The organism is Candidatus Ponderosibacter sp. Uisw_141_02, from assembly GCF_048087665.1.
Lineage (GTDB): Bacteria > Pseudomonadota > Alphaproteobacteria > Puniceispirillales > Puniceispirillaceae > UBA3439.
Window position 1 is genome coordinate 275663 of record NZ_CP159807.1, and the last position, 26571, is coordinate 302233.

32 protein-coding genes are annotated in these 26571 nt (G+C 48.1%); 15 read left to right on the forward strand and 17 right to left on the reverse strand.

The features are described 5' to 3' along the window. The first annotated feature begins 163 nt into the window (after positions 1-163). From ABXT40_RS01405 to ABXT40_RS01430, 6 genes are read left to right on the forward strand one after another with little or no spacing between them, the layout of a single operon-like run. Positions 164-439 carry a DUF3303 domain-containing protein gene (locus ABXT40_RS01405; RefSeq protein ID WP_443646943.1) on the forward strand — a complete coding sequence of 92 codons (276 nt, stop codon included), beginning with the start codon at positions 164-166 and terminating at the stop codon, positions 437-439. A 17-nt stretch (positions 440-456) separates the two neighbouring features. After that, positions 457-783 carry a GYD domain-containing protein gene (locus ABXT40_RS01410; RefSeq protein ID WP_443646058.1) on the forward strand — a complete coding sequence of 109 codons (327 nt, stop codon included), beginning with the start codon at positions 457-459 and terminating at the stop codon, positions 781-783. 41 nt (positions 784-824) lie between these two features. Beyond that, positions 825-1124 (forward strand): hypothetical protein, encoded by a 300-nt coding sequence (locus ABXT40_RS01415; RefSeq protein WP_443646059.1) that lies wholly within the window; start codon positions 825-827, stop codon positions 1122-1124. 13 nt (positions 1125-1137) lie between these two features. Continuing rightward, entirely contained in the window at positions 1138-1401 is a 264-nt protein-coding gene (locus ABXT40_RS01420; protein WP_443646060.1) for a DUF3764 family protein, read from the forward strand. Between the two features lie 13 nt (positions 1402-1414). Then, entirely contained in the window at positions 1415-1786 is a 372-nt protein-coding gene (locus ABXT40_RS01425; RefSeq protein WP_443646061.1) for a cupin domain-containing protein, read from the forward strand. Positions 1787-1842: 56 nt separating this feature from the next. Continuing rightward, a complete protein-coding gene (locus ABXT40_RS01430; RefSeq protein WP_443646062.1) occupies positions 1843-2154 on the forward strand; it encodes a hypothetical protein in 312 nt (103 codons plus the stop codon). A 143-nt stretch (positions 2155-2297) separates the two neighbouring features. Here ABXT40_RS01430 and ABXT40_RS01435 read toward each other — a convergent pair whose 3' ends face one another. Beyond that, positions 2298-2531: a DUF2798 domain-containing protein gene (locus ABXT40_RS01435; protein WP_443646063.1), complete on the reverse strand. Its 234-nt coding sequence runs from the start codon at positions 2529-2531 to the stop codon at positions 2298-2300. 425 nt (positions 2532-2956) lie between these two features. Between ABXT40_RS01435 and ABXT40_RS01440 the strand changes: the two genes are divergently transcribed. Beyond that, positions 2957-4507, forward strand: coding sequence for a M81 family metallopeptidase (locus tag ABXT40_RS01440; RefSeq protein ID WP_443646064.1), 1551 nt, complete (start codon positions 2957-2959; stop codon positions 4505-4507). Between the two features lie 13 nt (positions 4508-4520). On the opposite strand, the gene ABXT40_RS01445 is transcribed toward ABXT40_RS01440, so the two are convergent. Together ABXT40_RS01445 and ABXT40_RS01450 are read right to left on the reverse strand one after the other, a co-directional pair. Beyond that, positions 4521-5483 (reverse strand): Gfo/Idh/MocA family protein, encoded by a 963-nt coding sequence (locus ABXT40_RS01445; protein ID WP_443646065.1) that lies wholly within the window; start codon positions 5481-5483, stop codon positions 4521-4523. Between the two features lie 180 nt (positions 5484-5663). Then, positions 5664-6197: a hypothetical protein gene (locus ABXT40_RS01450; RefSeq protein WP_443646066.1), complete on the reverse strand. Its 534-nt coding sequence runs from the start codon at positions 6195-6197 to the stop codon at positions 5664-5666. Positions 6198-6444: 247 nt separating this feature from the next. Between ABXT40_RS01450 and ABXT40_RS01455 the strand changes: the two genes are divergently transcribed. The 3 genes from ABXT40_RS01455 (at position 6445) to ABXT40_RS01465 (ending at position 7612) form a co-directional block, all read left to right on the forward strand. Further along, on the forward strand, positions 6445-6867 hold the full coding sequence (locus ABXT40_RS01455; protein ID WP_443646067.1) for a tetratricopeptide repeat protein: 423 nt from the start codon (positions 6445-6447) through the stop codon (positions 6865-6867). 98 nt (positions 6868-6965) lie between these two features. Beyond that, the gene (locus tag ABXT40_RS01460) at positions 6966-7106 is read left to right on the forward strand and encodes a hypothetical protein (RefSeq protein WP_443646068.1); all 141 of its coding nucleotides are present in this window, start codon (positions 6966-6968) and stop codon (positions 7104-7106) included. An 89-nt stretch (positions 7107-7195) separates the two neighbouring features. Next, positions 7196-7612: a DUF4149 domain-containing protein gene (locus ABXT40_RS01465; RefSeq protein ID WP_443646069.1), complete on the forward strand. Its 417-nt coding sequence runs from the start codon at positions 7196-7198 to the stop codon at positions 7610-7612. A gap of 64 nt (positions 7613-7676) precedes the next feature. On the opposite strand, the gene ABXT40_RS01470 is transcribed toward ABXT40_RS01465, so the two are convergent. After that, complete coding sequence (locus ABXT40_RS01470) at positions 7677-7964, reverse strand: HNH endonuclease (protein WP_443646070.1); 288 nt, start codon at positions 7962-7964, stop codon at positions 7677-7679. Positions 7965-8195: 231 nt separating this feature from the next. Between ABXT40_RS01470 and ABXT40_RS01475 the strand changes: the two genes are divergently transcribed. After that, positions 8196-8360: a hypothetical protein gene (locus ABXT40_RS01475; RefSeq protein ID WP_443646071.1), complete on the forward strand. Its 165-nt coding sequence runs from the start codon at positions 8196-8198 to the stop codon at positions 8358-8360. 6 nt (positions 8361-8366) lie between these two features. Here the strand turns inward: ABXT40_RS01475 and ABXT40_RS01480 are convergent, their stop codons facing one another. Then, positions 8367-8582: a hypothetical protein gene (locus tag ABXT40_RS01480; protein ID WP_443646072.1), complete on the reverse strand. Its 216-nt coding sequence runs from the start codon at positions 8580-8582 to the stop codon at positions 8367-8369. Between the two features lie 222 nt (positions 8583-8804). On the opposite strand from ABXT40_RS01480, the gene ABXT40_RS01485 reads away from it, so the two are divergent. After that, the gene (locus tag ABXT40_RS01485) at positions 8805-8990 is read left to right on the forward strand and encodes a hypothetical protein (protein ID WP_443646073.1); all 186 of its coding nucleotides are present in this window, start codon (positions 8805-8807) and stop codon (positions 8988-8990) included. 50 nt (positions 8991-9040) lie between these two features. On the opposite strand, the gene ABXT40_RS01490 is transcribed toward ABXT40_RS01485, so the two are convergent. From ABXT40_RS01490 to ABXT40_RS01500, 3 genes are read right to left on the reverse strand one after another with little or no spacing between them, the layout of a single operon-like run. Then, entirely contained in the window at positions 9041-9871 is an 831-nt protein-coding gene (locus tag ABXT40_RS01490) for an SDR family NAD(P)-dependent oxidoreductase (RefSeq protein ID WP_443646074.1), read from the reverse strand. 52 nt (positions 9872-9923) lie between these two features. After that, positions 9924-10655 carry a transporter substrate-binding domain-containing protein gene (locus tag ABXT40_RS01495; RefSeq protein WP_443646075.1) on the reverse strand — a complete coding sequence of 244 codons (732 nt, stop codon included), beginning with the start codon at positions 10653-10655 and terminating at the stop codon, positions 9924-9926. A gap of 32 nt (positions 10656-10687) precedes the next feature. Then, complete coding sequence (locus ABXT40_RS01500; protein ID WP_443646076.1) at positions 10688-12226, reverse strand: fused MFS/spermidine synthase; 1539 nt, start codon at positions 12224-12226, stop codon at positions 10688-10690. A gap of 226 nt (positions 12227-12452) precedes the next feature. Between ABXT40_RS01500 and ABXT40_RS01505 the strand changes: the two genes are divergently transcribed. Beyond that, entirely contained in the window at positions 12453-13859 is a 1407-nt protein-coding gene (locus tag ABXT40_RS01505) for a CoA transferase (RefSeq protein ID WP_443646077.1), read from the forward strand. A gap of 26 nt (positions 13860-13885) precedes the next feature. On the opposite strand, the gene ABXT40_RS01510 is transcribed toward ABXT40_RS01505, so the two are convergent. The 4 genes from ABXT40_RS01510 to ABXT40_RS01525 all read right to left on the reverse strand — a co-directional run bounded on the left by ABXT40_RS01510 (position 13886) and on the right by ABXT40_RS01525 (position 18959). Next, positions 13886-15499, reverse strand: coding sequence for a thiamine pyrophosphate-binding protein (locus tag ABXT40_RS01510; RefSeq protein WP_443646078.1), 1614 nt, complete (start codon positions 15497-15499; stop codon positions 13886-13888). A 229-nt stretch (positions 15500-15728) separates the two neighbouring features. Next, positions 15729-17303: a tripartite tricarboxylate transporter permease gene (locus ABXT40_RS01515; protein WP_443646079.1), complete on the reverse strand. Its 1575-nt coding sequence runs from the start codon at positions 17301-17303 to the stop codon at positions 15729-15731. A 6-nt stretch (positions 17304-17309) separates the two neighbouring features. Next, complete coding sequence (locus tag ABXT40_RS01520) at positions 17310-17816, reverse strand: tripartite tricarboxylate transporter TctB family protein (protein ID WP_443646080.1); 507 nt, start codon at positions 17814-17816, stop codon at positions 17310-17312. A gap of 105 nt (positions 17817-17921) precedes the next feature. Further along, a complete protein-coding gene (locus ABXT40_RS01525) occupies positions 17922-18959 on the reverse strand; it encodes a Bug family tripartite tricarboxylate transporter substrate binding protein (protein WP_443646081.1) in 1038 nt (345 codons plus the stop codon). A gap of 207 nt (positions 18960-19166) precedes the next feature. Between ABXT40_RS01525 and ABXT40_RS01530 the strand changes: the two genes are divergently transcribed. Continuing rightward, positions 19167-20144 (forward strand): NAD(P)H-quinone oxidoreductase, encoded by a 978-nt coding sequence (locus ABXT40_RS01530; protein WP_443646944.1) that lies wholly within the window; start codon positions 19167-19169, stop codon positions 20142-20144. Between the two features lie 8 nt (positions 20145-20152). Here ABXT40_RS01530 and ABXT40_RS01535 read toward each other — a convergent pair whose 3' ends face one another. The 4 genes from ABXT40_RS01535 to ABXT40_RS01550 form a co-directional block, all read right to left on the reverse strand. Then, positions 20153-20959 carry a substrate-binding domain-containing protein gene (locus ABXT40_RS01535; RefSeq protein ID WP_443646082.1) on the reverse strand — a complete coding sequence of 269 codons (807 nt, stop codon included), beginning with the start codon at positions 20957-20959 and terminating at the stop codon, positions 20153-20155. A 34-nt stretch (positions 20960-20993) separates the two neighbouring features. Continuing rightward, a complete protein-coding gene (locus tag ABXT40_RS01540) occupies positions 20994-21728 on the reverse strand; it encodes an ABC transporter ATP-binding protein (protein WP_443646083.1) in 735 nt (244 codons plus the stop codon). After that, positions 21721-22428: an ABC transporter permease gene (locus ABXT40_RS01545; RefSeq protein ID WP_443646084.1), complete on the reverse strand. Its 708-nt coding sequence runs from the start codon at positions 22426-22428 to the stop codon at positions 21721-21723. The genes ABXT40_RS01540 and ABXT40_RS01545 overlap by 8 nt, the downstream gene beginning before the upstream one ends. A 176-nt stretch (positions 22429-22604) precedes the next feature. Beyond that, the gene (locus ABXT40_RS01550; protein ID WP_443646085.1) at positions 22605-23501 is read right to left on the reverse strand and encodes an NAD(P)-dependent oxidoreductase; all 897 of its coding nucleotides are present in this window, start codon (positions 23499-23501) and stop codon (positions 22605-22607) included. 262 nt (positions 23502-23763) lie between these two features. Here ABXT40_RS01550 and ABXT40_RS01555 point away from each other — a divergent pair, with 262 nt between their 5' ends. Then, positions 23764-24843 (forward strand): 4-oxalomesaconate tautomerase, encoded by a 1080-nt coding sequence (locus ABXT40_RS01555; protein ID WP_443646086.1) that lies wholly within the window; start codon positions 23764-23766, stop codon positions 24841-24843. Between the two features lie 81 nt (positions 24844-24924). Here ABXT40_RS01555 and ABXT40_RS01560 read toward each other — a convergent pair whose 3' ends face one another. Next, positions 24925-26568 carry a tripartite tricarboxylate transporter permease gene (locus ABXT40_RS01560; protein ID WP_443646087.1) on the reverse strand — a complete coding sequence of 548 codons (1644 nt, stop codon included), beginning with the start codon at positions 26566-26568 and terminating at the stop codon, positions 24925-24927. Positions 26569-26571: the final 3 nt, after the last annotated feature.

Here is a 26571-nt window from a genome sequence, read left to right on the forward strand (position 1 = left end):
TTTAACTGGTTTTGAATTAGAAAAAGAATATCCACGGGTTTTTATCGAAGATCAAGTTCTTAAATCACGCATGGGTGCAAAATTAGTCTGTCAAAGATCAATGAAATGAGAGTTTCAAACACCGCGATATACAGCTTTGCGTCCTGATAGGGAGAAATTGAAAATGCTTTTTAAAATGGCTTGGACACACTCACCGGAGGCAAGAGATAAAACAATAAAGCAGTTCATGGAGACTGGCGGCATGCCTCCAGAAAATGTTGAATTGATTTCACGCTATCATAATATTGATGGAACCGGCGGCTTTGCAATTCTTGAGAGCACAGATGCTGCGGCACTTGCAGATTATGCGCTGGATTGGAATGGCCTGATTGAAATTGTTATCACACCCATCATGGATGATGATACGATAGGTAGCGTTCTTGGCAAAAAATTCGGCTGAGTGGGAAGGAATGGAAAATGAGAGTATTATACATCGGAATGTATAGCGAGGCGGGACTTGAGGGCCTAGAGAGCAGCAGCTTAGCTAAACGCAAGGAAGCTGCCGCCTCGATTGCGAAAGCGGCTGGTGGAGAGCTGCTTGATTTGATGTACCTGCAGGGTGATTACGATATGGCGGCACTTATGGAATTGCCAAGTATCGAAGCAGCAAGTGGCTTGTTAAAAGCGGTTAATGACTCGGGTGCTTGGGAAGACATGATGATGTTCCCTGAATTTGACCTTGATGAGGGGTTAAAGGCAATCAACGCAGTCAAGTCGAGCTACAAAACACCCGGCAAAGAATAAAAGACTCGGCCTGAACAGAGTTAATAGGGAGCTAGTATAATATGCCGAAACACACAAACGTAGTCCGGTTCAGAGTAAAGTCAGGGAAACAGGCAGAGTTTGAATCATTGTTCAGCAAAGCTGATAATTGGGACGGCCAGTTACTTCACATTTTGGCGCGAACCGACGAAGAGAGCTATGTTGGATATGGCCTCTGGGAGAGCGAAGAGCGCATGAAAAACGCGATGCCTCAAATGATTGCTTTACTCGATAGCGCACGTCATTTGCTTGAGGAGTTATCGCCTGAGCTTGGCGTGACGGACCCTGTTTCTGGTACCGTTGTGTTCGAGAAGCAAATCTGATTGGGGTTTGGAAATGGAAACTTACATAGTATCTTTCGAAATTACCAAGCCTTACGATGAATGGCTCATTCATTTTGAGCAGAGCCGCCCGGGCTTAGAAGCGGCCGATATTGCGGTTTTGTTTCGAGGGCCGCGAACGGATGATGAATCCCGAGTATGTGTAATACTGCAAGCTTTAGCGGGCAAGGTGGACAAGTTTATGGAAGTAAATGCCCCCATGATTGCTGAGTCTGGCCATGTTCTAGAGAGTACTGTTGTTGACGTTTACAAAAGTTAGGGGAAACCAAGATATGTCAAATTTATCGAAAAAATCATTCGCCGAGCCCGATGAGCTCAAAACACCACCAAAGACGAACGCTGCTGTTGTCAAGCTGGGCAATATAACCGCGTCAAAACTGACCCTTGAGCCAGGCTGGAAATGGTCAGAGTGTGTTCAGCCAGCTGTTGGTGGGCATAGCTGCCAAGCGGGGCATGTTGGCGTCATCATCCAAGGAAAATTGAAATGCGTTCATGATGATGGCAGCGAAATCGAAGTGTCGGCAGGTGATGCTTATTATTTTGCCCCCGGTCATGATGGCTGGGTCGTTGGTGATGAGACTGTTATCGCCTATGAAATCATGGACTCAGGCAAAGACTTTGGGCCTTGGAAAACTGCCGGCTAGCCATTTTCTAATCGAACGTCCATTCAAAATCTTGATACAAATCGATTTAATGGCGCATGAAAACAGCAAAACGAAAGGAACCAAAAATGAAACATTACATGGTAACGCACACGCTGAAATCAGATGAAGCGATGGAGGCATATTTTCAGGCTTTGGAGACAATGAGCGAAGCTGATATCCGCGGCGCAATGAAGAATGATAAAGCATCATTTCAAATGCAATGGAATGCTGGAAAGGCAGACAAGGTTATGTTCTGCTGGTGGAAAGCTGAGAGCCCAGAAGCGATTGTTGAGACGCTTGGCGATATGGCGCAATTATTTGATAATGATATCCGTGAGATGCCAAACGTCTATGATTTTAAAGACTGATTGGTAAATCGCATTAGCGAATCAATGGCATCGTTTCATAACGCAATTTGACATTTGTTCGTGTGGGTTGGTGCGTGGGTTGGCGTTTTGGTTGACGGGGGCACTCTTCCCCCTATTTGCAGCAAGATCCTTCACCAAAGCCCCTAGCTTGGCGTGTTCCTAACAAGCTTGCCGACAAGGCGGCGGGTTAGAGGGGCAACAACAAGAATCGTTGGAAACGCAACAATCCAGCTTTTCAGCCAAGCGGTCATCCACAGGCTGAAAAATCCGTCAATCAGCTCGATTGTGTTTACCACCGAAACCGCCGAAACAACGCATGACATGAAAATTGATAGGAAAAAGCTAAAAATAAGCTGGGTGTATTTGGCTGGAAACATAATGGCCTTCTAACTTGCTGAATTGCTAAGTTTTCTGATTAAACGCTGAACCCCCATCCAAAATAAAATGGAACTTCCGGCATAGATGCCGCGCTCTTGAAACGTAATATCATCCGATAAAATCAGATATAAACAAACAACTACAATGATGCTGTTATTTAGCCCGATCAGTAAACTGGGGATAACCTGTTTCATGATTGTTACTCGTCGCATGGCGTGAACTGAACCGGCTTGGCCTCGATCGCCAAGCCATCACAGCATGACATTATAGTGACCGTAAAAGCAACCGCTTCGCCGGTTATCCCGCGCGTCTGCTGACTTGCTCAATTGCTGGCACGCATCGGGTTAAATTTGCTTTTGATGGTCAATGTTGATTTAATATTTGGCGCTGGCCTGTTTAGGCTTTGCTGGCCTCGCCAAAGTCAATGATGCAAAAAGATCAAATGCGCAAACATATCCCGAAAATTGCTCTTCTCGGTCTGATCCTCGAGTCAAACCGGTTTGCCCGGCCAGCCTCTTTGGACGATTTTGAACGCCTCACGGTAAAACGCGGCAAGGCATTGATTGATGATGCAAGATCGGCAACACCTTCAATCGCCATCGAATTTTCTGCCTTTGTAAAAACAATGGACGCAACCGGTGATTGGCAGCCTGTGCCGATCCTCTTGATGGCGTCGCGCCCGCTTGGCGTGGTGCAAAAGGCGGTTTTTGAAAGCTATTGTGCCGAAGTCATCAGCCAGTTAGACGAAAGCTTTGATGCAGTTTATTTATGCCATCATGGCGCTATGGTGGCCGAGCATTTGCAAGATCCTGACGGTGCCATTGCCGAGATGGTTCGATCGGCAGTTGGGCCGAAAACGCCAATCATCATGACGCTCGACCTGCATGCAAATATCTCCGACAAGATGTGTCATTCGGTTGATTTAATTTGCGGATACAGAACAAACCCCCATGTTGATCAAAATGACCGCGGGCAAGAAGCAGCATTCGGACTGCGGCAGATCCTGCATGGTTTGGCGGTGCCGGAAATAGCGCATGTAAAATTACCGCTTGCCCCCTCATCGATAACGCTGCTTACCGCCAATGGCCCTTTGGGGCGGGCGGTTGATTTTGGACAGCGGCGGCTGGCTGAATTGGGCGGCAAGATATTGAATATTTCCATTTTCGGAAATTTCATTTTTTCGGATGTTCCGGAAAATGGCGTTTCCATTGTTGTCACCGCAAGAGATGATGCGGTGGTGGCAACAAGCCTTGCCAATGAAATTGCCGCTTTTATCTGGAACGCCAGAGATGATTATGTGAAGTCATTAACCCCATTTGAGAAAGCCATTGAAATTGCCTTGGATACAGGCCGCAAGCCGGTGATTTTCGCTGACTCGGGTGACAATCCGGGCGGTGGTGGCAGTGCCCGCACGACAGGGCTTTTATCAGCATTGTTGGCATCAGATGCGCAGAATATTCTGTATGGTTCCTTTTTTGATATGGCCCTTGCCCGAGATGCGCATGCAAAAGGGATCGGCGCAATCTTTAAGGCGGTTTTCAATCAAACCCGCAATGACACCCCGTGGGAACAATGGGATGAACCGCTTGGTGTTGAGGCAAAGGTGATTGGTTTGCATGATGGCGAAATTGTCGGCAGATTAGGAATGATGGCAGGCCGGAAATTGTCGCTTGGGCCATGTGCTCTGCTTGAAATAGCCGGTGTAAGAGTGGTGGTGATTTCTGAGCGCGCGCAAACCGCCGACCCAGTTTTTTTCGAAATGTTCGATCAGGACATCGCCGCCGCCCATACGATCATCGTCAAATCCAGAGGGCATTTCAGGGCGGGTTTCGCGCCATGGTTTGATGGGTCGAACATATATGAAATCGATACGGTTGGTTTGACGTCACCAGTGCTTTCAAGATGGGATTTCAAGAATGTCCCGCAACCCTCTTTTCCGTTTCAGACAAAAGCTGAGTGGAAGAGATACCGTTAAGGCAGGTGAGGGTCTAAAGCGTTTTGGCAAGGATGCTCTCGACAAGGGTCTGGATTCGAAAAGCCTCTTCCACTGTTGCTAGCCTGTTCGGTTTTGCCACTAGGTGAAGCGAAAGATCATCAAGCTGTGCTTTCAGGCTTATTGCCCGTAGGTCTTTTGGTGGTTCGCGCAGCGCGATGAAAGCGCCGCCATCACTGATCGCATCTTTATGAAAATCAGTAAAACGGCGGCTGGATTTGGTTCCTTTTACAATAAATTCCTGGCGGTCAGGCTGAACACCGCCAATTGTTGCCAGAATGGAAACTGCCTGCCCGGTTTTCGATTCGAGCCGTGCCAGAACCGCGGTTTCGCATAATGACGGATCATCAGGATATGTCGTATGTGCCGATACAAGTGATAAAGGCCCCAGAACGCGTTCGGTGAAAAAGAGAAAATGGGAAATCACTTCGCGGGTCATGCCGCCCTCGGCACGGAACCGCAGCCAATCAGCCCCCTTTTGCCATTGGCGCGGCCAAGCGGGATAGGTCAGGATAATATCAACCCCAAGCAAGTCACCCATCTCGCCGCGGTCTTTTGCCGCTAATAAATCGGTCAAGGCGGCACCTGATGCTTGCGTGAAATTCACCGCAACAGGAACATTATGGGCTTGCAATCTGGCCATAAGCTTTGCGCTATCGTCAAGATTGATGCCAAACGGTTTTTCCAGAAACAGGGCTTTGCCCGCCGCTGCCGCTGCAAGCGCATAGGGTTTGCGAACCGCCGGTGGGCAGGCAAGATAAACCAGATCCGCTTTGCTGATGGCGTCACTTGCGCTATTCATGATTTTTGATTGTGGGTCTAAAATCATTGCCTGATGGCAAGCAGATTCATCTGGATCCCATAAATAATCAGGTTCGAAATTTTGGTGCAGCCGCATATGGGTAAGCATTCGCTGTCCCATGATGCCCAACCCGATGATTGCTACTTTTATTGCCATGGTCGCGGCCTTTTTTTCAAGTTTTTGTCGAATGGCTTGCCGGATTTTGTCTGACCGTTTTGACAGGCTAGCATTAAGGTGAGTCGATGACTATCCGCGCATAGCGACAAAAGCTCTCTGAGCTTCGTTTTAATGCCTTAATCACGCGTGAATGATTTGCCAAAAACCGCCCAAAAGCGTTCAAAATCTGCTGTCTTGAAAAAGAGTGAGATAGTTTTCTGCGCGTTCAACATCATAAAATTCTGATGCCTTATTCTCATGGAGTGCGCTAAGCGCTTTGGCCGCCCAGATCACATTATTATCAAGTGCCAACAGCAAATAATCTTTTGCCTTTGCATCATCTTTTTCAACGTCATCGCCCAAAAGATACGCCACACCAAGCGCAAAATACCCAGCTGGATAGGCGAATGACGCCGATTTATGAAAAGATGATATTGCGCCCTTCGAATCACCATCGCGCAATTGGCCACGGCCAAGCTGCAAATAATAACGCGCTCGGTCTTGTGGTTTTGTCGCAGAAGCGATGGCAGCGCGGCAGGCGTTGATCAATTGGTTTGCGTGAATATCTTGAAATTCAACCGGCTCAGACTGGCGTAACGGATCGGCCGCTAATGCCCCCAAATCATCACAGCTTGACCCTGGCTGGTCTGAAGCAGCGCTGTTGCTTGGTTCAGCCAAGATCAGCAAGCTGGCAATCAAGATGACAAGCCGCATTTTTCCAGCCTTTGGGAATTGTTTTGGTGATTATTACCATATTCGTGCAGGTCAGTTTAAGTGCCGCTAATGCCAAGTCAACAGCAGCCTTTGTGCCGCGGCTTGTAAGATTCCAGCCGCACCATTGTTTTGGCGATTTCGGGATGGCCAATTGAAATTGGCGGGCATATGCCCATTTAATACAGATGAACAGTCAAAAGGTGTGATGATGATGGCTCGGAAGTTTTTCAGCATTGGCGTAATCATAATGATGAGTTTGCTTGGCGCTCAAGCATTTGCCGCGGGTAGTGATGATTATGCGGTGACCGCGGCCAAGCCAGCGGCCTATAACAAAGCGCTGGCTATGATTAAGGATAAAAATTACGACCAGGCCATTGTGAAGCTAAAACAAGCTGAAGCTTCGGCCAAAAAAGACGCCGATATCCAAAATTTGCTGGGGTTTGCCCATCGTAAATCGGGCAAGCTGGACGAGGCGGCAAACTATTATAAATCTGCCTTGGCGCTCGATCCAAAGCACAAGGGCGCTTTGGAATATCAAGGCGAATTGTTTTTGATGCTTGGTAATAAGGTTAGTGCCGAAAAAAATCTGCAAAAGCTGGATAAGATTTGCTGGCTTGGTTGCAGTGAATTGGATGATCTTCGCACCGCCATCAGAAATTATAAGCCATAAGCAGCTGGATTTTGCGCCTGCCTGATTTTGTGGCAGGGTCATTAATACAACGCTAATATGTGTGCCGATTAACGATTGAGATGACAAGGGAGGTCAATTTGCCCATAGACCCGTTACCGCAGAACCGGCTTGGTAAGGTGATTATCGTCATTTCGATCATGTTCGTCTTATTGTTTGCATCGGCCATGTTGATGCATTGGCTTGATAATCCTGAAAGCCTGAATCCGGTATTTGGCTAGCCTGTTTCTGTCTTGTTCGCCCAAAGGCCATTTTGGCTTTGCTTTGTTAAAAGTTACCGCCACGGCCAGCCGATATAAGGATTAATCAATTGCAGCTTTCCATTCTGATTCATGCCGCCAATATCGGTTTCATGGTTATGTTTTCGGCCGTTGTCGCGCCCACCGTTTTCAAAGTGTTATCGCAAAAAGCCGCTGGTGCTTATCTTCGGAAACTATTTCCAAGAATGTTTATGTTTGGATTTATAACCTCAAGCTGTGCCGGGCTTGCCGCATTGTTTGATAGCCATTCACCAAATGCCATTATTTCGGCGTTGGTTGCCTTGGGGTTTTTGGGCAATGCTTTTATCCTAACACCGCAGATCAATAAATATCGCGACGCGCTTCTTGCTGGTAATACTGCTGCAAAGGCAATGTTTGGCTGGTTGCATTTGATATCAGTTGCGGTGTTTCTTTTTCAACTGCTGGCAAGTGGCTACATCGTTATGATGGCCTATCTATCAAGCTAGTAATTAATCATCATCAATCATTTGTGATTGGGTGAAACCCCATTTCTGGCCTTTGCGGTGAATCTTATCGGCGTTTGTTTGGGACGCGTGAATTGAAATCGGCTGGCCGTTTTTTAATCCAATTGATAAATTTGGCAATTCTTAGATGCTGCCGCAGCGCATCAATTGAATGATAATCTCTTGCCAGTTCGGCCTCGGTCAAACTTGCGTGTATTTCTTTGTGACAAATATGGTGCAAAAGAACCGTTTCACCAGTTTTTCCGCCTTTCAACTTTGGAATCAAATGATGTTTTGATTGCGCAACATTGGCAGGAATCGACCGAAGACAAAGCGGGCAAATCGGGTCATCCATGTCGTTCAAACTCCTCTCCAGAAATGCTGTCTGTCTTTGCGCTTGCCGGCAGAATTGGTTTGGATGCCGCTTAAAAATTATGATGCTTCCCAAGCATTATAGCCTTGATGTAGTTCATGCTTCAATCAAACCAGAGCGATAATGCTGCCAGCGGACAAACGCCAATGATCAAAAAACCGTCTTGATGATTCTTTTTAGTCAGTTGATGGCAGCATGTGCTATGAAATGCACATGAAAACGCAAACAAAAAATCAAAATGGTGGATGGGCAGGGAAAGCGCAGCGAAAGCAGCAAGCCGGCTATCTGAACAAGATCGCAAAGCAGAATAAGGGCAAGAATCTTTTAGCGCCCGAAAAAACCGATGAAGCTGCAAAAAATCAACCCGACTCAAAATAAAGATGGTTATGGTGTCATCTGTGATCTGACGCAAAAGCCGCATAGATAATCGGATGTTTTGGCATCATAACTCACATGCACCCCGCGTAATGGCGGCAGATAGGGCGGCGTGGTATTGCGAATACATTTATCGCAGCCCTGATTTTCATAAATGAAAAATTGGCGTTGCAGATAAATCCATTCGGATCCACGAACCGGCTTTGGTGCAGTAATCTCTGGCAAAAGGTCTCACTCGGTTTCATTGCTTTGGCGGCGGCCCGATATCTGATGAATGCCAGCCAGGATTATCGACATATTCGGGTCATGCCAATCTTGGCGATATCATTATGGCGATGGAGGTTTATTTTGCTAATGCAATGACGTTGCCTTGGCTGGTGATTTATGTGTTATTGATGATATGTGGCTTATTATGGTTGCGGTTTTAGGTGGTGATATGAGGTCCAAATGAAAATGAAATTTCGCGCCGCGTTTTTGGGGCTGAATTATATTGCGACAGTGGTGGCAAGCTTGACGATATTGGTTTCAGAGCAATTTTCATTTGGTGAAAAAGCCGTCTATGGCATAAGCGCAATTTTGATCGGCATGGCGATTCGTAATTTTGTGAAAATCCGAATGTCAATCGAAGAATAGGCACCAGCCCTTTTGGGGGCTCGCAGCAGCTATTTATATGTTTGCAATCGCTATAGCCGGCGCGCCAGCGCATCATAGGCACGCGAGCTTAGCAACCGGCGAAGGATCATCATTAATGTTGTGGCGGTGGTGACGCGGTATCGCAGTTTTGGTCGCTTTGCCGTGGCCGCATGCATCACCGCCTTGGTAACGGCAACTGGCATCAATTCGAAAGTATCTGGTGGCGGATCAATGGCCGATAGGCGCGGTATGGCGACTTCTTCATACCAAGATTCGCGGGCGGTTCCCTTCCAATTGATCCATTGTTTGAATTGTATATAGGCATTTTCCCTGATCCGGGTTCGAATAGGCCCCGGCTCAACAAGGATTAAATGAATATTTGTTCCGTGAAGTTCCAGCCGCATCGTGTCGGTTAGCCCCTCCAATGCAAATTTGGTGGCATTATAGGCGCCCCTGAATTTCAAAGGCGCAAAGCCAAGAACCGATGAATTCTGAATAATGCGACCCTGTTTTTGTTTGCGCATCTGCGCGATGGCAAGCCGTGATAATGTATGCCAGCCAAAGAAATTCGCCTCGAAAATTGCCCGCAAGGCATCTGTTGGAAGATCTTCAACAAGCGCCGGAATGCCATAAGCGCCGTTATTGAATAGAACATCAAGATGCCCATCGGTGAATTCAAGCGCATAAGCAAAGCCGTTGATGATGCTCGCCTCATCTTCATAATCAATGCAAATGCTATGGATTTTATGATGATCGCGCATGATTGCGCAGTCCGCTGGCTTGCGACAGCTGGCGATAACCTTCCAGCCGGCATCACGAAAGGCAAGCGCGGAATCAAGTCCAATACCGCTTGAGCATCCGGTGATCAAAATTGATTTCATGGGGATAGCCTTTTTTGATCGGGTTTCGGTTTTGTGCAGTCAGTCTTGGCGTCTAGTTAGGGTCTATACCTAATTTTCCGGTCATGCCATGGATTTCAAGCTGTGCTGCGATCCAGCCATTCTCGATTGATTGGGCAATCAGCGCATTGATAAAAGCAATCGAGTCTGCTTTGCCCTTGGCAAGGCCGATTGATTGCTTCACTGCGGTAAACGGAGGGTCGATCATCCGAAGGCCGCTATTATTGGCCATGTCTTCAAGAAGCTTTGGTTTCAGACTGGCCAGAACATCAACCTTTTTTTCAAAAAACAAATCATGCGCTGCCTGAATTGATGACGCCCGAATAATCTGGGCTTGGCTGAAATGATCGGTAAGCCAGAGATCATAGGCGCTTCGTTCGGAAACGGCGATTTTTGCACCAGCCCGATCAACATCATCGTTGGTCAAAAAATCATCATCATGGCGTACCAGAAAATTGGCTTCGATCACGACATAGGGGTGACTGAAATCCAGCGTTTGGGCGCGTTCAGCCTCAAATGCGATATTGCCGATATCCCAGATATCCTGATTGACGGCATCGGCTAGTTCCCCCGGCCGATCAAAGCAAACCAATTTGCAAGGCAGGCCTAGTGTTGAGGCAACAAGATTGGCAATATCGGGCGAAATCCCCTTCGGGCTGCCATCAGCGGCAGTGCCAGATACCAGCAGAAAATTGCTTAAATTAATGCCGGCACGCAAAACACCCGTTGGTGCCAGTTGCTGTTTCACCACATCTGATACAAACATAAATTTTCTCCAAGATCGGGCGAATAGGGGGCTTAACGCACATTGCCAAGCAATAGACCGCTCATCAGCTTGTCAACTGGTGCGCGGTCATCGGTTAAAATTGGTAACTGCTCATTGGCGCTTGCCGATACTAGCTTGGTATTTGGCCAACGCCACCAGCTTCTTTCAAAGCCATTTTCGGCATTGATGAAATCATCTTCAAGCGGGGTATTTGTGCCAACGACAATAAAGGTTGTGCGCATGCCTTGCTGTCTTGGATCAGGCTCGAACCAGACTTCAACTCTGTCAAAGGAATGCTGCAAGGTTTTGACATAGGACAGCAAAAATAGCGGGCGTTTGGCATTATCGACAACATTCACCAAATAAACGCCATCATCATGCAGCCGCCGCGCAATAAGATCATTAAATTCCTGTGTGACCAGATGCTCTGGGATCGAGATATCTTGAAAGGCATCGCCAAAAACAAGATCGAATTTCACATCATCAGCCAGCTTATTCAATTCATATCGGGCATCGCCATGAATGACTTTGGTTTTTGATCCATCGGGCGAAAACCATAATTTGGCCTTGGCAATATCGGTCACCTTGGGGTCAATTTCTGCAATCGTTATATCGGCTTTGCCCTGATATTTTGCAATCCAGGCTCGTGGCAATGAAAACCCGCCGCCGCCAATGAAAAATGATTGTGGTGGCCGGTCGCCAAAACGAAGGCTGATATATTCATCAACAAAATGAACATAAGGCGAATGCAGCCGTTTGGGCTGGTCTTTTTCATTGATGGAATGCACCAGATGATCAAGGGCAATCAGGCGGGTTTCAGCTCCAGCCATGCCGACATCCTGAATCTGGATACAGAAATAATTGCTTTCGGTGACGCATTGGCTTTTTAGCGCGCCAGTTTTTTGCGCGCCAGCCATCATCGAAACCCCAATCGCAAGCGGGATGATCATCACCTTTGCATTCTGTTTATAGCCTATCAGGAAAAAGACTGATCCAAGGGCAAAATAGATCACCGCGACCAAAATGACGGTATTTCGCGATCCAAGTGTTGAAATCAGAAAATAGCCAGCAAGAAGCGCCCCAAAAATAGCACCAGCCGAACCAAGAGCGTACATCCTGCCAATCACCACGCCCGATTCATCTTGCGGATTAATATCAATCGCCAATTTCGTGGCAAGGGGGGACACAATGCCAACAAACAGGCTTGGCAAGAAAAACAGAATAAAGGATGACACCAGAATGGCGTTGATCACGCTTAGATTGGCCATTTGTAAAATATGCGGGATGAAATCAAGAAGCAGCAAAATAAGAAGGCTTGTCAGTGATGATAGGAAAAGCGCATAGCCAATTTTGATGAATTGGGCGCGTTTGACAAAATGGCCGCGCGTCAAATTACCACCAATCCAATGGCCAACCGATAATCCGGCGAGAACCACGGCAATGATTGATGTCCATGTGTAAAGCGACATCCCGAAGACAGGTGCCAAAAGCCTGCCAGCAACAATTTCAATGATCAGACCGCAGGCCGAGCTTGCAAGGATGGTGATGGCAAGTAAAATTTGAAATATCATAAAAGCAAAACCTCGCCTCAGTATCTTGTAACAAAAATCTTCCAGCCAATGCGTTAGGTGACCATAGTCGCATAAAGTGTAAGGCGAGCAAACAATAGAAAATGCGCAAAATAACTGACCTGTTTATCTTGCTTTACCAGCAGCGAAATTATGCGATAGTTAGTTCAGCCAACTCATGTTGGTAAGCTGGTAAATAGCCATTTGATTCGTATTTTAGAGGTTCTTGATGTCTGCATTTGATAAATTAATGGCCATTCGCGACTTGCCACTTCCCGAAAAAGATGAAGTTAGCATCACTGGATCAGACCCTGTTTTGAACACACATTTCCGACTGGCAGCAACAGCATCGGCGGCGATTGCTGGCATTGGGGTTGCGGTCAATGATCTGTGGGAATTGAAAACGGGTCGGCGGCAAGCAATTGCCATTGATGCTGTTACGGCAACCGCTGCCCTGAAAAGTAAAAACTACTTTCAGGCGAAAAATGCCAATGGTGTTTTTGAAAATGTCACTGATGCAAGCCATGAGGCAAATCGAGGCCTAACGGGTATTTTCCAGACCAAGGATGGACGTTGGCTATTGCCGCATTTTGGGCTTGATCATCTGCGCCGTCGCATGTTGGATCTGTTGCAAGCCGATGCCAATACAGAGTCGATTGCCAAAGCTGTTGCCAAATGGGATGCGCTTGAGCTGGAAAACGCGATTGATGAGGCGCGGGTATGCGGGGGAATGATCCGCACGAATGAAGAATGGTTGCAAGAGCCGCATGGCAAAATTCTGGCGGCAAAACCAGTTGTTGAAATTATCAAGATTGGCGATAGCGAACCCGAACCAATGCCAGCAGGTGATCGTCCATTATCAGGGATAAAGGCGCTTGATCTAACGCGCATCCTTGCTGGACCGATCACTGGCCGCACCCTTGCCGAACATGGGGCTGATGTTCTTATGGTCTCGGCACCACATTTGCCGCAGGTTTGGTCTTATGTTGCCGATACAAGCCATGGCAAGCGAAGCTGTTATCTGGATTTGCGTGATGAAAGGGAAAAACAGACGCTTATTGATCTGGTCAAAACTGCTGATGTGTTTTCCCAAGGCTATCGCCCAGACAAGATCAATCAAATGGGTTTGGGACCAGAGGCATTAGCAGAGATTCGCCCCGGCCTTGTTTATGTGTCGATCAATTGTTACGGCGCTGATGGGCCGTTTAGTCATCGCGGCGGGTGGGAACAGATTGCACAGATCATGACAGGCATTGCCGCCGAAGGGGTTCAATCATCATCGGGCTACAAGCCGAAAACACTTCCCGCGGCGGCAAATGATTATATCACTGGCTATCTTGGCGCTTATGGAACGCTGTTGGCGCTAGCACGGCGCGCACGCGAAGGCGGCAGCTATCATGTTCGCGTATCATTATGCCAAACGGGGATGATGATTTACGATCAGGGCAAAGTCGGTACGTTGCCAGAAAATTTGAATCTGGGGATGAGTGATGTTGACTCGCTTTGCATGGAGTCTGACAGCCATCTTGGCCGGATCAAACATCTGGCACCGGTATTAAGCCTGTCCGAAACGCGGCCATATTGGGCTTTGCCAACACCGAAAATGGGATCAAATGACCCACGCTGGCTTGGCTAAAGCCGCAATATCACCAATCCAAAATCCTATAGTTCGCGAAGGGCGTTGAATTGATCAACATAACCGCTGGCATCAATCTTGACGCCAATCACCGTGGTTTCATTGCTTTTCAATGCCTGTTCTAGGGCGGCAATCAATCCGGCTTCAGTGTCAACATTGGTTCCGTTCGCACCAAAACCGCGCGCCAGATGTTCCCAATCAATGCCGCCAATATGCACGCCATAAGGGTCAATGCCTTTGATGCTTTGTTTGGTTCTGATCAGCCCAACCTCGCCATCATCAAACACTAGAATGATAATGGGCAGATTTTCGCGAACCGCTGTATGAATATCGGCAACCGCCATCAACAGGCCGCCATCGCCGGTAAAGGCAAGAATGGGCTTGTCCCGATGCGCCAAACGGGCGGCAAGAGCGCCCGGGATCGCAAATCCCATTGACCCAAGGCCATTTGAGGTTAGAAATTCACGTGGTCCATAGCTTTGCCATTTCTGCACCACCAACAGGCGGCTGGCACCAGCATCACAGGTGGCAATTGTGTCACGGGGCATAATCGCACGCGCACATTCGACAACGCGTTGGGGTGACAAGCCGGTGGCCGGCGTGTCCAAGGCTGTGTGAACACGGTCACGGAATGTTTTTGCCGCGTCAAACCCCCAGCCAGATCCTTGCGGTAAATTTTCCGTAATTGCCGTTAAAAGCGGGTCTAGCGCGCCAATCACTTCTTCATTACACGCGACCAGCGCGTCAAGCGATGGATGATTGGCAAAGGATAGAACCTTTGTCGTATAGGGCCATCCTTTGGGTTGCAATTCAACCGCGTCAAGACCGATGGTGATGATCAGATCGGCCTTGGAAACCAGATCACGCTCGATCAACCCACCAATGATACAGCCCGCGCGTAGCAGGTGATCTTCGGGCATGGCGCCTTTGCATTTTGATGTAGTCAAAACCGGCGCGCCAAGATGTTCGGCAAGCGTAACCATCGCTGGACAGGCATTATCCCATAGCGTGCCCAGCCCGACAAGCAGCACCGGCCGATCGGCCGCATTGATCATGGCAATTGCATTTTCGATTCCGCGCGGGTCGGGCTTGGGGTGGTAATAATTTGGCATTAATTTGGGCAGGTTCTGTGATGTGCCTGATGGTTTTTTTGTTTCGCTTTGCGGCAGATCAAAATGTACCGGCCCGGGCGCATAGGCGGTGGCGATACGAACGGCGCGGCGTAATTGCTGTTTAATGACTTTCGCGTCAATCGCCGTTGACCATTTCACAATCGGCTGCATAATCGCCTGCTGATCCAGCCTTTGGCGGATTCCGACTTCCTGTTCAGGTGATGAATAGCGGTCGGTAATTGCAATCAGCGGCGCGCGATCCAAAAAAGCATGGGCAATACCATTCACCATATTTGTGGCACCGGGGCCGCGGGTTGATAAGCATACCCCCGGACTGCCGGTAATCTCACCCCATGTTGCCGCCAGCATCGCGCCAGCCACTTCCTGTTTCATCAGAATAAAGCGCATGCCTTGCGCCTTGGCCGCTTCCATCAATTCAACAGATTCGCCACCTGGATGGCCAACGATAAATGGCGTTCCCATTTCTTTAAAAGCTGCTGCCATTTCTTCGACAGTTGTCGTTGTCATGATGATTATCTACCTTTTGAATTCGTCATTAAAATCTAATTGAGTGAAACAAATTTCTTGGAGCCTGTCACTTGCCTAATCACGCCAAATTGACCGGTGGAGAGGATGGTGGGGTACCTTTGGAATAAGGGCTGAAACGCAAAAAAGCCATTATTGCGATATTGCAATAACGGCTCTTTTATCGAAGGGCTATAAACTGTTTGGGTTGCCGTGAATGCTAACGGCAGGCCTAGGCCTTCTTGTTTTTCGTAATTGTCGAATAGGCTCTAAAGCCGACAACAATCGCACCAATGATTAGAAAGATCGGCGCATACGAGAATTTGTTCTGATATTCAAAATTAAAGAACACCATGATACCACTATCTGAAATGATCATGGATTGCCGGAAGGCTTCTTCCATGCTTGAGGTCAGAACAAAAGCGATGATAAATGCAGCGGCTGAGAAATTCGTCCGCCGCATACCATAGCCGATCACGCCAAACAAAATGGCAAAACCCACATCCCAGATTGAGGCGCGCGATGAATAGCTGGCTGCAAGTGAAATCATGAAAATCACAGGATATAGATATTGTGTTGGCAAAACCGCAATGGCCTTACCAATCAATGGCGCAGCGAAATAGCCGATGATGGCATAAGCGCCAATGCCAACAAGACCGGCAGCAAATACACCAAAAATAAATTCACGTGGACTCATCATTTGGCCAGCGACAAATAAAGGAGGCTCAGTTGCAAAAATTTGTGGACCAACCTGCAATCCATTAACGAGGAACATGCCAATCAGAACTGCAGCGATTGTCGAGCCTGGGATGCCCAAAGTTAGTAGGGGAATCATGGATGGTCCGGAAACAGCATTATTAGCCGATTCAGGTGCGGCAATGCCTTCAACAACACCCGTTCCCCATTCATCTTTGTTTTTTGCTCTCCGCTTTTCCTCGCCATAGGCGACAAAACAGGCAACCGATGATCCCAAGCCTGGCATCATGCCGATTAAAGATCCATAGATTGACGACCGAAACATGATTGGAAGGCAGCGTTTGAATTCGGGCCATGTGAAATAATTTGCTGTCGGATCATCAAGTTTGGTTTTGTCCAAATCGACCATTTTCAGCTTCGCCGCTTTTTCGGCCTGAATAATCACCTCTGAAATAACAAACACGCCGATCAAAAGTGGAACAAGCGCCATGCCTGATTCCAACTCATCGATTCCCATTGTCATTTTAAACTGGCCGGTAATCGTATCTTCACCAATAAGGGCAATTGCTGCGCCAAACAGTGTCGAGATGATGCCTTTGATGATGCTGTCACTAACAACTGAACCGACAACAAAAAAGGCCATCAGATAGATTGCGAAATTTTCGGGTGGGCCAAACTGCTTGGTAAAGGTGGCAATGGATACAGCACCGAAAATCAGCACGATTTCGCCGAAATAATCGCCAAAGGCTGATGAAATCGTCGCTGTCTTAAGGGCCTTTCCGGCACGTCCAGATTGAGTCATCGGATAGCCATCTTGCATTGTGGCCGCCGATGCCGCGGTTCCGGGCGTGTTGAATAGGATGGCGGCAATGGATCCGCCATATCGCCCCGATTTGCCAATCACATAAAGAAAGGCAAGGCCAGCCAAACCACCAATTTCATCATTATAGGCGATCAGGATTGGCAGCATCATTGCAATGGCAGCAGCCGCTGTTAGTCCTGGCAAAGCGCCAAAGACAATGCCAACAAAGGCGGCCAGAAAAACAAACCAAATGGCATAGGGGTCACTGAAAAGAGTGACGAAACCGCCAAAAATATCGTCGAATATCATCAGGAATTATTCCCCGCTTATCAAATTTGTGAAGGGGCGTAGATCAATCAACACACCCTTTGGGTCATTCAGTCTCATAATGCCCATGAACAACCACTGCATGACAATCGCCATAATCAGTGCGCCTGTGATCGTTTTTACTTTGTCGCGGACGCCAAAAGCATAGAGCGTTGACACATATCCAACAATGATTGCAACAAAATAGCCAAAAAGCCAAAAGGTCACTACGAACAAAGCGCCACATCCGACAACGAGTGCAATCCGTTGCAGATTGCTATCAAGAAAGCCATAGCCCTCCTTAAGGTTGCCAACCTTGCCCCGAAATGCTCGAAGGGCAAGCCAAACTCCCCCAAGGGTAAGCCCAATGGCCAATGCCATTGGCATGGATTGTGGGCCGATTGCCTCGTTTGAAGCCCGGATTGTTGTTGCTTGATAAACAAAAAAGACACCGATCAGCCCAACAACGCTGGCGACACCATATTCGAGTTTCTTCTTATAGAGTGTTTGATCCATTGGTTCCTCAATTTCAAACCATTTTTTTTCTGCAAAAATAAAAATTTATTAAACAAATAGGGGCAAGTTCAAAACTTGCCCCTGAATGATTTTGAATAAGTCAGTTTATTGATTTCCGACGAGCTTTTGCATCACTGGGGTCATCGTCTTGTACATCACACCCTGAGCCTTAACAGCCGTTGCCGAATCAATATAGAAAGCACCAAGGTTGTTCTTCTTCATGAAGCTTTTAAAGCCTTTGATACCAGCAACATGTTTGATTGCGGCTCCAACTTTTTCTTTAACTTCATCAGAAACTCCCTTTGGAGCAAAAAGGCAGAACAGACCTGTAAAGTCAGCCCCTTCCATCCCTTGCTCTCCAAAAGTTGGCAGATCAGGCATGGTTGGGTCGCGCTCTGCGCCAGCGGTTGCCAATGGACGGATCGTATCCTCAAAACCTGCAATGGTGTTGTTACCGCCAAAAACTGCTTCGACTGATTGAGAAACAATTGCGGCACGCGCTTTTGATCCACCTTTAAACGGAACCATCTTATGAGGAATTCCGTATGTATCAAAGAATGTCGTACCAATGCCCGAATGCATAGTTGTTGCGCCAGATGTACCCCAAGTAACGGTTTTACCTGAAGCTTTTGCGCTCGCAACAAACTCAGCCATATTTTTTGCTGGGTTTGAGGTGTGTACCTGCATCGAAGTTACCAGCTGAGACATGCAGCCGAGGTTAACCCAATCGTCTTTCACACTATACGGCTTATCTTTTCCCTTGGCCAATTCACCAACGATGAAGGTGCCGATGTTGATCATATAAAGTGTGTGACCGTCTGCTTTTTCACCAAGAACTTGTTTTGCGCCTTTTTGGCCAGATGCACCCGGTACGTTTACGATATAGGCAGGCTGCCCAGCCATAGTTTCAGCTTCGTGTAGGTATGATGCAAATCCGCGTGACGTTGTGTCAGTACCACCACCAGCAGAAAATCCTACAACGATTTTCACAGGCTTGGACGGATAAGATCCGTGACTACCTGCGAGAGCAGCTCCAGAAGTAAGCGTCAAAGCTGCTGCAGCACTAAGCACAACCGATTTACTAAATCCCATTTTTTCCTCCAATAGGTTTTTTGAATTTTTTGACAGAACAATCGTCGTCAAGTAGTGGTCAGTTCAGCCTTTTCTGTCAATGATAATTTGATATTTTCTGCCAAATTTCTGCCAAATTTTGTAAAATTATAATAGCAAGAGGCAATGTCTTGTGATTACTGTTTTTCACGCAAAATTTTTCTTTTCATAATCTGATTTTAGCAAATCAACCCGCCGATCAATCCAAGGACATGTGCCATGCAACAGCACCCAAAAACAATGCGCACCGTAGGCGTTCATACCCCTGGTGGACCGGACGCGCTGGAAATCATCAATGTTCCTGTGCCAGTTCCAACCGGGCGTGACCTATTGATCAAAGTGCATGCCGCCGGCGTCAATGGTGCTGATTTGCGCGAACGCGAGGGGAAATATCCGGTGCCGCCCGGCGCGCCCGATATTATGGGGCTTGAGGTTTCAGGCGAAATTGTTGCTGTTGGCGAATTATGTGATCGCTTTCGGCCGGGCGATATGGTTTGTGCGCTATTGATTGGTGGCGGCTATGCTGAATATGCGATTGCGCCAGAGGGCCAATGTATGGCCATTCCCGACGGAGTGTCGGTGATTGACGCGGCAGGCTTGCCCGAGGTTTTCTGCACGGTCTGGACGAATATGATGGATCGTTGCCAGCTTCAAGCTGGTGAAACTGTGTTGGTTCAGGGCGGCACAAGCGGTATTGGCTTTGCTGCGATCAAGATTGCCAAGGCCTTCGGTGCCAAAGTTTTTGCCACGGCACGAAACGAAACCAAATGTGCAGCAATTCGCCGATTTGGCGCTGACGCTGCAATCAATTATAAAACTGAAGATTTTTTGGAGGTGGCGCGTGACCTGACCGATGGTCGCGGTGTTGATGTTATCATTGATATTATCGGCGGTGATTATTTGCCCAAGGAGGTCAAGCTTCTTGCCCATGGTGGGCGTTTGATGATCATCAATCTTCGTGGTGGAAAAACCGCCGAAATCGATTTTGGCCAGATTCATAGCAAACATCTTACCGTGACAGGCGCGCGCTTGCGGCCACGGTCGATCGCTGAAAAATCGGCAATTTGCCGATCTTTAGAGACGCATGTCTGGCCAAAATTTAAAGACCAGACGATCACACCGGAAACTTATGCAACTTTTACATTTGCCGAAGCAGCCAAAGCGCATCGTCTGATGGAATCAAGCGATCATATTGGCAAGATTCTTCTTGTGTCATAATCAAAAATCTATCGTGCGTTTGGGAAAAACAGCTGTTTGCCATCTAATTTGAAACTGGCAATGGCGGCTTGGCCTTTTGCCGAAATCAGCCAATCGATAAATATCTGGCCTTCCTTTGACCTGACATTTGGGCATTTTTGCGAATTAACAAGCATGACACCATAGGGGTTGAAAAGGCGTTGATCGCCTTCGACCATGATTTTGAAATCTGCCTTATTCGCATGTGCGCCCCATGAGGCACGATCACTCAATGCATAGGCACCCATGCCAACAGCGGCATTCAAGGTCGCTCCCATGCCCGAACCGGTCTCGCGGTACCAGTCACCCGAACTTGCTGCCTGATCAATCTTCGCCATTGCCCATAAGGATTTTTCTTTGCTATGCGTTCCCGAATCATCCCCGCGTGATGCGAATTTTGATTTCGAATTGGCAATTTTCACCATCGCCGCAGTGACATCCGTGCCGCCAGCGATGCCGGCTGGGTCACCCGCCGGCCCAATTACCACAAAATCATTATACATGACATCATAACGCTGCTTGGCATAGCCAGCGGCAACGAACTGGTCTTCGCGTTTCCGGCTATGCACCAAAAGAACATCGCCATCACAATTCATCGCATTCTTGATCGCTGCACCTGTTCCAACCGCAACCACATTCACCGTGATTCCAGTGTCGGCTTTGACCATTGGCAGAATATAATCATAAAGACCGGCGTTTTTTGTCGATGTTGTTGATTGAACAAGAATCGCATTATCGGCGATTGCGGCGGTGGCAAGGCAGGCAGCGCCAGCAGCAAACAGAATGGCAAATTTCATAAAGGCTCCTTTGGCAGATGCCGTCTATCGGGTGTTATAAAACCAGCTTGCCAGCCAGATAGGCTTTGGCGGCGGCTGATTTTGGTTTTTGAAAGAAAGATTTGGCGGGGCTATGTTCGGCCAATTTGCCGTGATGCAGAAATATAACATCATCGGCAAGCCGCTTGGCCTGTCCGATATCATGCGTCACAAGGATAATTTTCATTCCTTGTTTGCTAACCGATTGCAGATTGGTCTCAATCGTCTCAATTGATGCTGGATCAAGATTTGAGGTTGCTTCGTCCAGAAACAGAATGGCTGGATTGATGATCAACGCCCGCGCCAAGGCAAGCCGTTGCTTTTCGCCGCCAGATAAAAGCCGCGCCGGATGCTGGGCAAGATGATCTAGCTGTAATTGCGCAAGATAATCCATTGATATTTTCGGATCATCAATGCCGCGTTGGCGCGCCACAAAAAGCAGATTTGCCAAAACCGTCCGGCGCAAGATGGTCGGGGTTTGAAAGACCAATGATTGCTGTTGCCTGATCAAAGGATCAAGCGGCATATCAGCATAGAGGATTTGCCCCATATCAGGCTTTGCCAGCCCGTGAAGACAGCGCATGAAAAGGCTTTTCCCAGCGCCATTCGGCCCCATAATAACACTCATACCGTCCGATTTGATGATACAAGACAAATCATCAATCAATATACGCTCATTCAGCGTCAAGGTGATATTCTGAACGGTGATTGGCATCAGGCCGCGCTGCGCCATTGCGGTTTGATCAGACATAGGCACGCCGCCTTGCCGATGCTTTTAACCATTGCACCAGAAAATTCACCGCAAGTGAAATCGCCAATAGAATAAAGCCAAGCGCCAAGGCCAGCGCCAGCTCGCCTTTCGAGGTTTCAAGCGCAATCGCTGTTGTCATGACGCGGGTGAGATGATCAATATTACCGCCAACGATTATCACCGCGCCAACTTCGGAAATGGCGCGGCCAAATCCGGCCAGAATAACTGTCATAAGCGAATAGCGCGCATCAATGATATAGGCCAAAAGCGCAGTTCGTTTTGGCACAACAAGGCTGTCGAAAAAATCTTTGTAATCTTCGTGGAGATCTTCAAGAACCTGACAAGATAGCGCGATGATGATCGGGGTGATCAAAATCATCTGTGCAATCACCATAGCCTGCGGCGTATAGAGCAGCCCAAGCCAGCCAAATGGCCCCGATCTGGATAGATGCAAATAAACCAACAACCCCACAACAACTGGCGGCAACCCCATCATGGCATTGAAAACACCAACCAGAAAATCGCGCATTGGAAAATGACGCATCGCCAGAAACGCGCCAATGGGAAGACCGATCACACAAGACAAAACCAATGACGCCAAACTCACATTGATTGAAAGCACCAGAATTTCCATCAGATCACGATCTGAGCTGGCCAACAGGCCAAAGGCAGCGGCGAAAGATTCTGAATAGATTGGCATTGACGTTCCTAGCTATGTGATTTTTTTACATCTACTATGAAAAAATCACCGGATCAACCGTTATGCTTAAATTATCACAACGAATATTTGCCAGTCATATGCTGATTTTAGTCACAAGCTGAAACGGGCATGGAACGCCGGTCTGGCGTTGCCCACATAAACTGAAACCTGCCGGTTTATTGATCGCTAAATTCGGTGCCAAGCGCCTTTTCATAAATCTTGATAATGGAGCTTTTTGGCTCGCGACCATACCCGGCGGCGATGGCGTTTTGATAGCTGCTTGTCATGGCATTCACCAGCGGCGTCATGGCGTGTTTTTCAATGGCAATGCGCTGGACATTTAAAATATCTTTATAGGCGTCTTCCATTGGAAAATCATTATCGAACTGGCGCGCCAACATGCGTGGGACGAAATGATCGCCCGCAAAGCTGCGGGCGCTTGCGGTTGTCACAACTTGGGTCAGGGCCTCGGTTGAAAGACCGCCAGCAACAGCCAGCGGTAATACCTCGCATAGCGCGACAATATTGATATCATAGATGATGTTATTGACCGCTTTCATCATTTGGCCAGCGCCGCTTTCGCCGCAATAGACGATAAATTCGCCCATGGCATCAAGTTGGGGCTTAGCGCGATCAAACAAGAGTTTGCTACCGCCAAACATCAAGGTCAATGTGCCATCTGTGGCACGAAAGGGAAGGCCGGAAATTGGGCAATCAGCGTAGGCAATGCTGCGGCCTGCCAATTGATCATGGATGGCAATGGCCTCAAGACGGTCAATTGTTGAGGTGTCGATAATGGCAAGATCGCCTTGTGCTGATTCAGCAATACCACCAGCGCCGAAAATCACCTCATTCACCTCTTTGGCAGATGGAAGGCATAGGAATATGAGATGACAATTTGCCGCCAGATTACCAAGCGTGTTGGCAATGATGATATCATCACCATTCAGCCGTTCAGTGGCGGCTGGTACCGCGTCATAGGCGTAAAATGGTGCGGCAATTTTTGCCAGATTATTGGCCATGCCAAGCCCCATTTGGCCGAGGCCAATAAACCCAATACCGCTATTACGCATCGCATTTTATCCCTTCGATAGATGATCGGTGGCGGTACCGAGATGAAACCGCCAGCGATCAGTCTATACAGAAATGTTACCTTGTATATATGACGGCGTATATATGGTGACGTATATATGACGGCAGTTGTCAGCGCGGCCATTCTGCATTAGCGTTCTCATTCAGCATAATAATTTTGCTGGCGTGATCTTGCTTGGCATTGTTCTGCGACAAGATCGGCGGTCAGTATCCCACAAATATATTTGGTTAAGGACCTTTTAAATGGCTCGGCGTGAAATTCCATTTTTGTTTATTCGTGGCGGCACATCGCGCGGCCCTTATTTTAATGCGGCTGATTTGCCATCTGATCGTGATGCGATTGCCAAAATTCTGCTTCAGGTGGTTGGCGCGGGTCATCCATTGAACATTGATGGTATTGGTGGCGGCAATGCTGTGACCAACAAGGTTGCGATGCTGTCACGATCTGCCGATGATGCGGCTGATATTGATTATTTCTTTGCGCAGGTTTCGGTGTTGGAACAGCTTGTCGATTTCAAACCAACCTGCGGTAATATTCTATCGGGTGTTGGCCCAGCGGCGATTGAAATGGGGCTTATGCCAGCCAGTGATCCCGTTACCGAAGTGCGGATCAAGCTTGTTAATACGGGCGCATTGGTCGTGGCAAGGGTGCAAACGCCGGGTGGGGTCGTGCGCTATGATGGCGACACCGCGATTGATGGCGTGCCCGGAACCGCCGCGCGGATTGACCTTCAATTCATGGATGTTGTTGGTGCGGCAACTGGAAAATTGCTGCCAACTGGTAATCTTCGCGATCAATTTGACGATATTGAAGTGACCTGTATGGATGTGGCGATGCCAACCGTTACTGCGCGCGCTGATGCGTTTGGCCTTTCCGGCCATGAAACCGTCCAAGAATTAAAGGCTGATAAAAATTTCATGGCGCGGATGGAACGCGTCAGATTGGCAGCGGGTGCAGCAATGGGCATGGGCGATGTCACCCAATCGGTCACGCCAAAATTTGCCATTTTTGCACCGGCAAAGGCAGGGGGTACGATTGCCGCACGCTATTTTATGCCGTGGGAACCACATCCGACAATGGCGGTAACGGGCGCGCAATGCCTTGCCTCATGCGCCATGACACCCGGCAGTATCGCCGATGGTTTGTTGACGCGGCCAACAACCAGTCCGGCAACCGTGACGATCGAACATCCGTCAGGCATGATTGATGTTGTTGTTGATTATAATACAGGCGGTAATGGCTTTGATCTGAATTCTGCTGGTCTGGTGCGAACTGCACGCAAATTGGCATCGGGAAATCTGTTCGTATCTGACGAGGGTTAAACGGAGTTGAAATGCCGAATCGGTAATTTCTGCCGAGCAATGACAGCGGTGACAGCAATGGCGTCACTGCTGTTTTTTTGACTAGCCCTTTTTGGTTTTGCCAAACCGCCGCCACATTATAAAGCTGCTAACCGCGATAGCCGCAAACGCCAGCGTGGTTCGCAAGAGGCCACCCATCATGAATAGCGGTAACGATATGCTGAGCAGTACCAGAGGCGAAAAGAACCGTTCGAGCAGTGAGCCTGTATCCCGATGCTTTTGGTAAATCGGAAAGACCATCGAGAATATCGCAATAATCGCAAAGAATAATGACCAAGGCCGCAAGAAGAACAGCATAGGATCGGAATCAATCGCCAAAGCTCGCGCCAAATTCAACTCGGCGATATTGCCAAGAACAACACCAAGGATCATTGGTGCCAGCGGGAACCCGAACTGGCGCATTATGAAACCCAAAATACCAAAGAAGAATAATGTCCAGATATCTTCAATTGAATTATGAAGTGCAAATACGCCAATTGTTGCAAAGGTTAATATAACAGTTGCCAGAATATAAGTCTTGATCCGCGTTACGAGGACAAAAACCCTGAGAACACCTGACTGCATTCCAATCATGATGAAGCTCGCGAGGAAAAAAGCTATATATATGGAATAGGCAAGTGCCGGCTCGTCTTTTATGAAGGTTGGCCCCGGCACAATATCATGCATGAGTAACGCACCAAGCATGATTGCAGCCGTGATATCACCCGGAATACCAAGTGCCATAAGTGGGGTCAAGGCGCCACCTTCAACAGCGTTATTTGACGCCTCAGGCGCAATGATACCGCGGGGGTCCCCTTTGCCAAATTTGGAGTCATCTTTGGCGGCTTTTTTGGCCTGATCATAAGCAAGGATATTGGCAATAGAGCCGCCCGCGCCGGGAAGAATCCCTGTAAACATGCCAATTAATGCTGAACGGATTACAACGGTCCAGTTTCTGAACAAAATTCCGATTGCGCGGCGATGTTCGATTTTGACTTTAACTTGTTTCCTGTCGCTAAGTGCGTTCCGGGCGGTAACGGGATCGCGCAAATCAGACAGAAGCTGGGAAAAAGCAAACAATCCAATCAGCACTGCAATAAAGTCAAACCCGGTCAAAAGATAATCGGAGCCAAAGTCAAACCGGCCAACGCCAACAGCGTCATCCTCACCAACGGTACGGATAAATAAGCCTGCAGCACCGGCGATCAGGCCTTTGACCAGATGTTCACCAGCAAGTGACGCCGTCACGGTCAAGGCAAACATGACAAGCATGAAAAAATCCCACGGTTGGAATTCCAGCCCGACCATCGCAAGTTGGGGCGCAAATAACACCAGCAATATAGCCGATATGATGCCGCCACAAAAAGAAGACCAGACGCCAATGCCAAGGGCGAGGCCAGGCTCACCAGCACGTGCCATTGGAAAGCCGTCAAAGGTTGTTGCCACTGAAGATGGTGTTCCCGGTATGCCAGTTAAGATGCCCGACATAAGACCGCCGGAAAGACCGCCAACCAAAACCGAAATCATTGTCGCAAGCCCTTGTGCCGGCGGCATTGAAAAAGTAAAAGGCAGCGTCAAAACGATCGCCATTGCAATGGTAAAGCCTGGAATCGAGCCTGCCATCAACCCTGCACCAACACCGATGACCATATAAGTCAAAGTTACTGGGTCGATGATATTCAGCAGTGCTTCGAGAAAAATATCCATTTG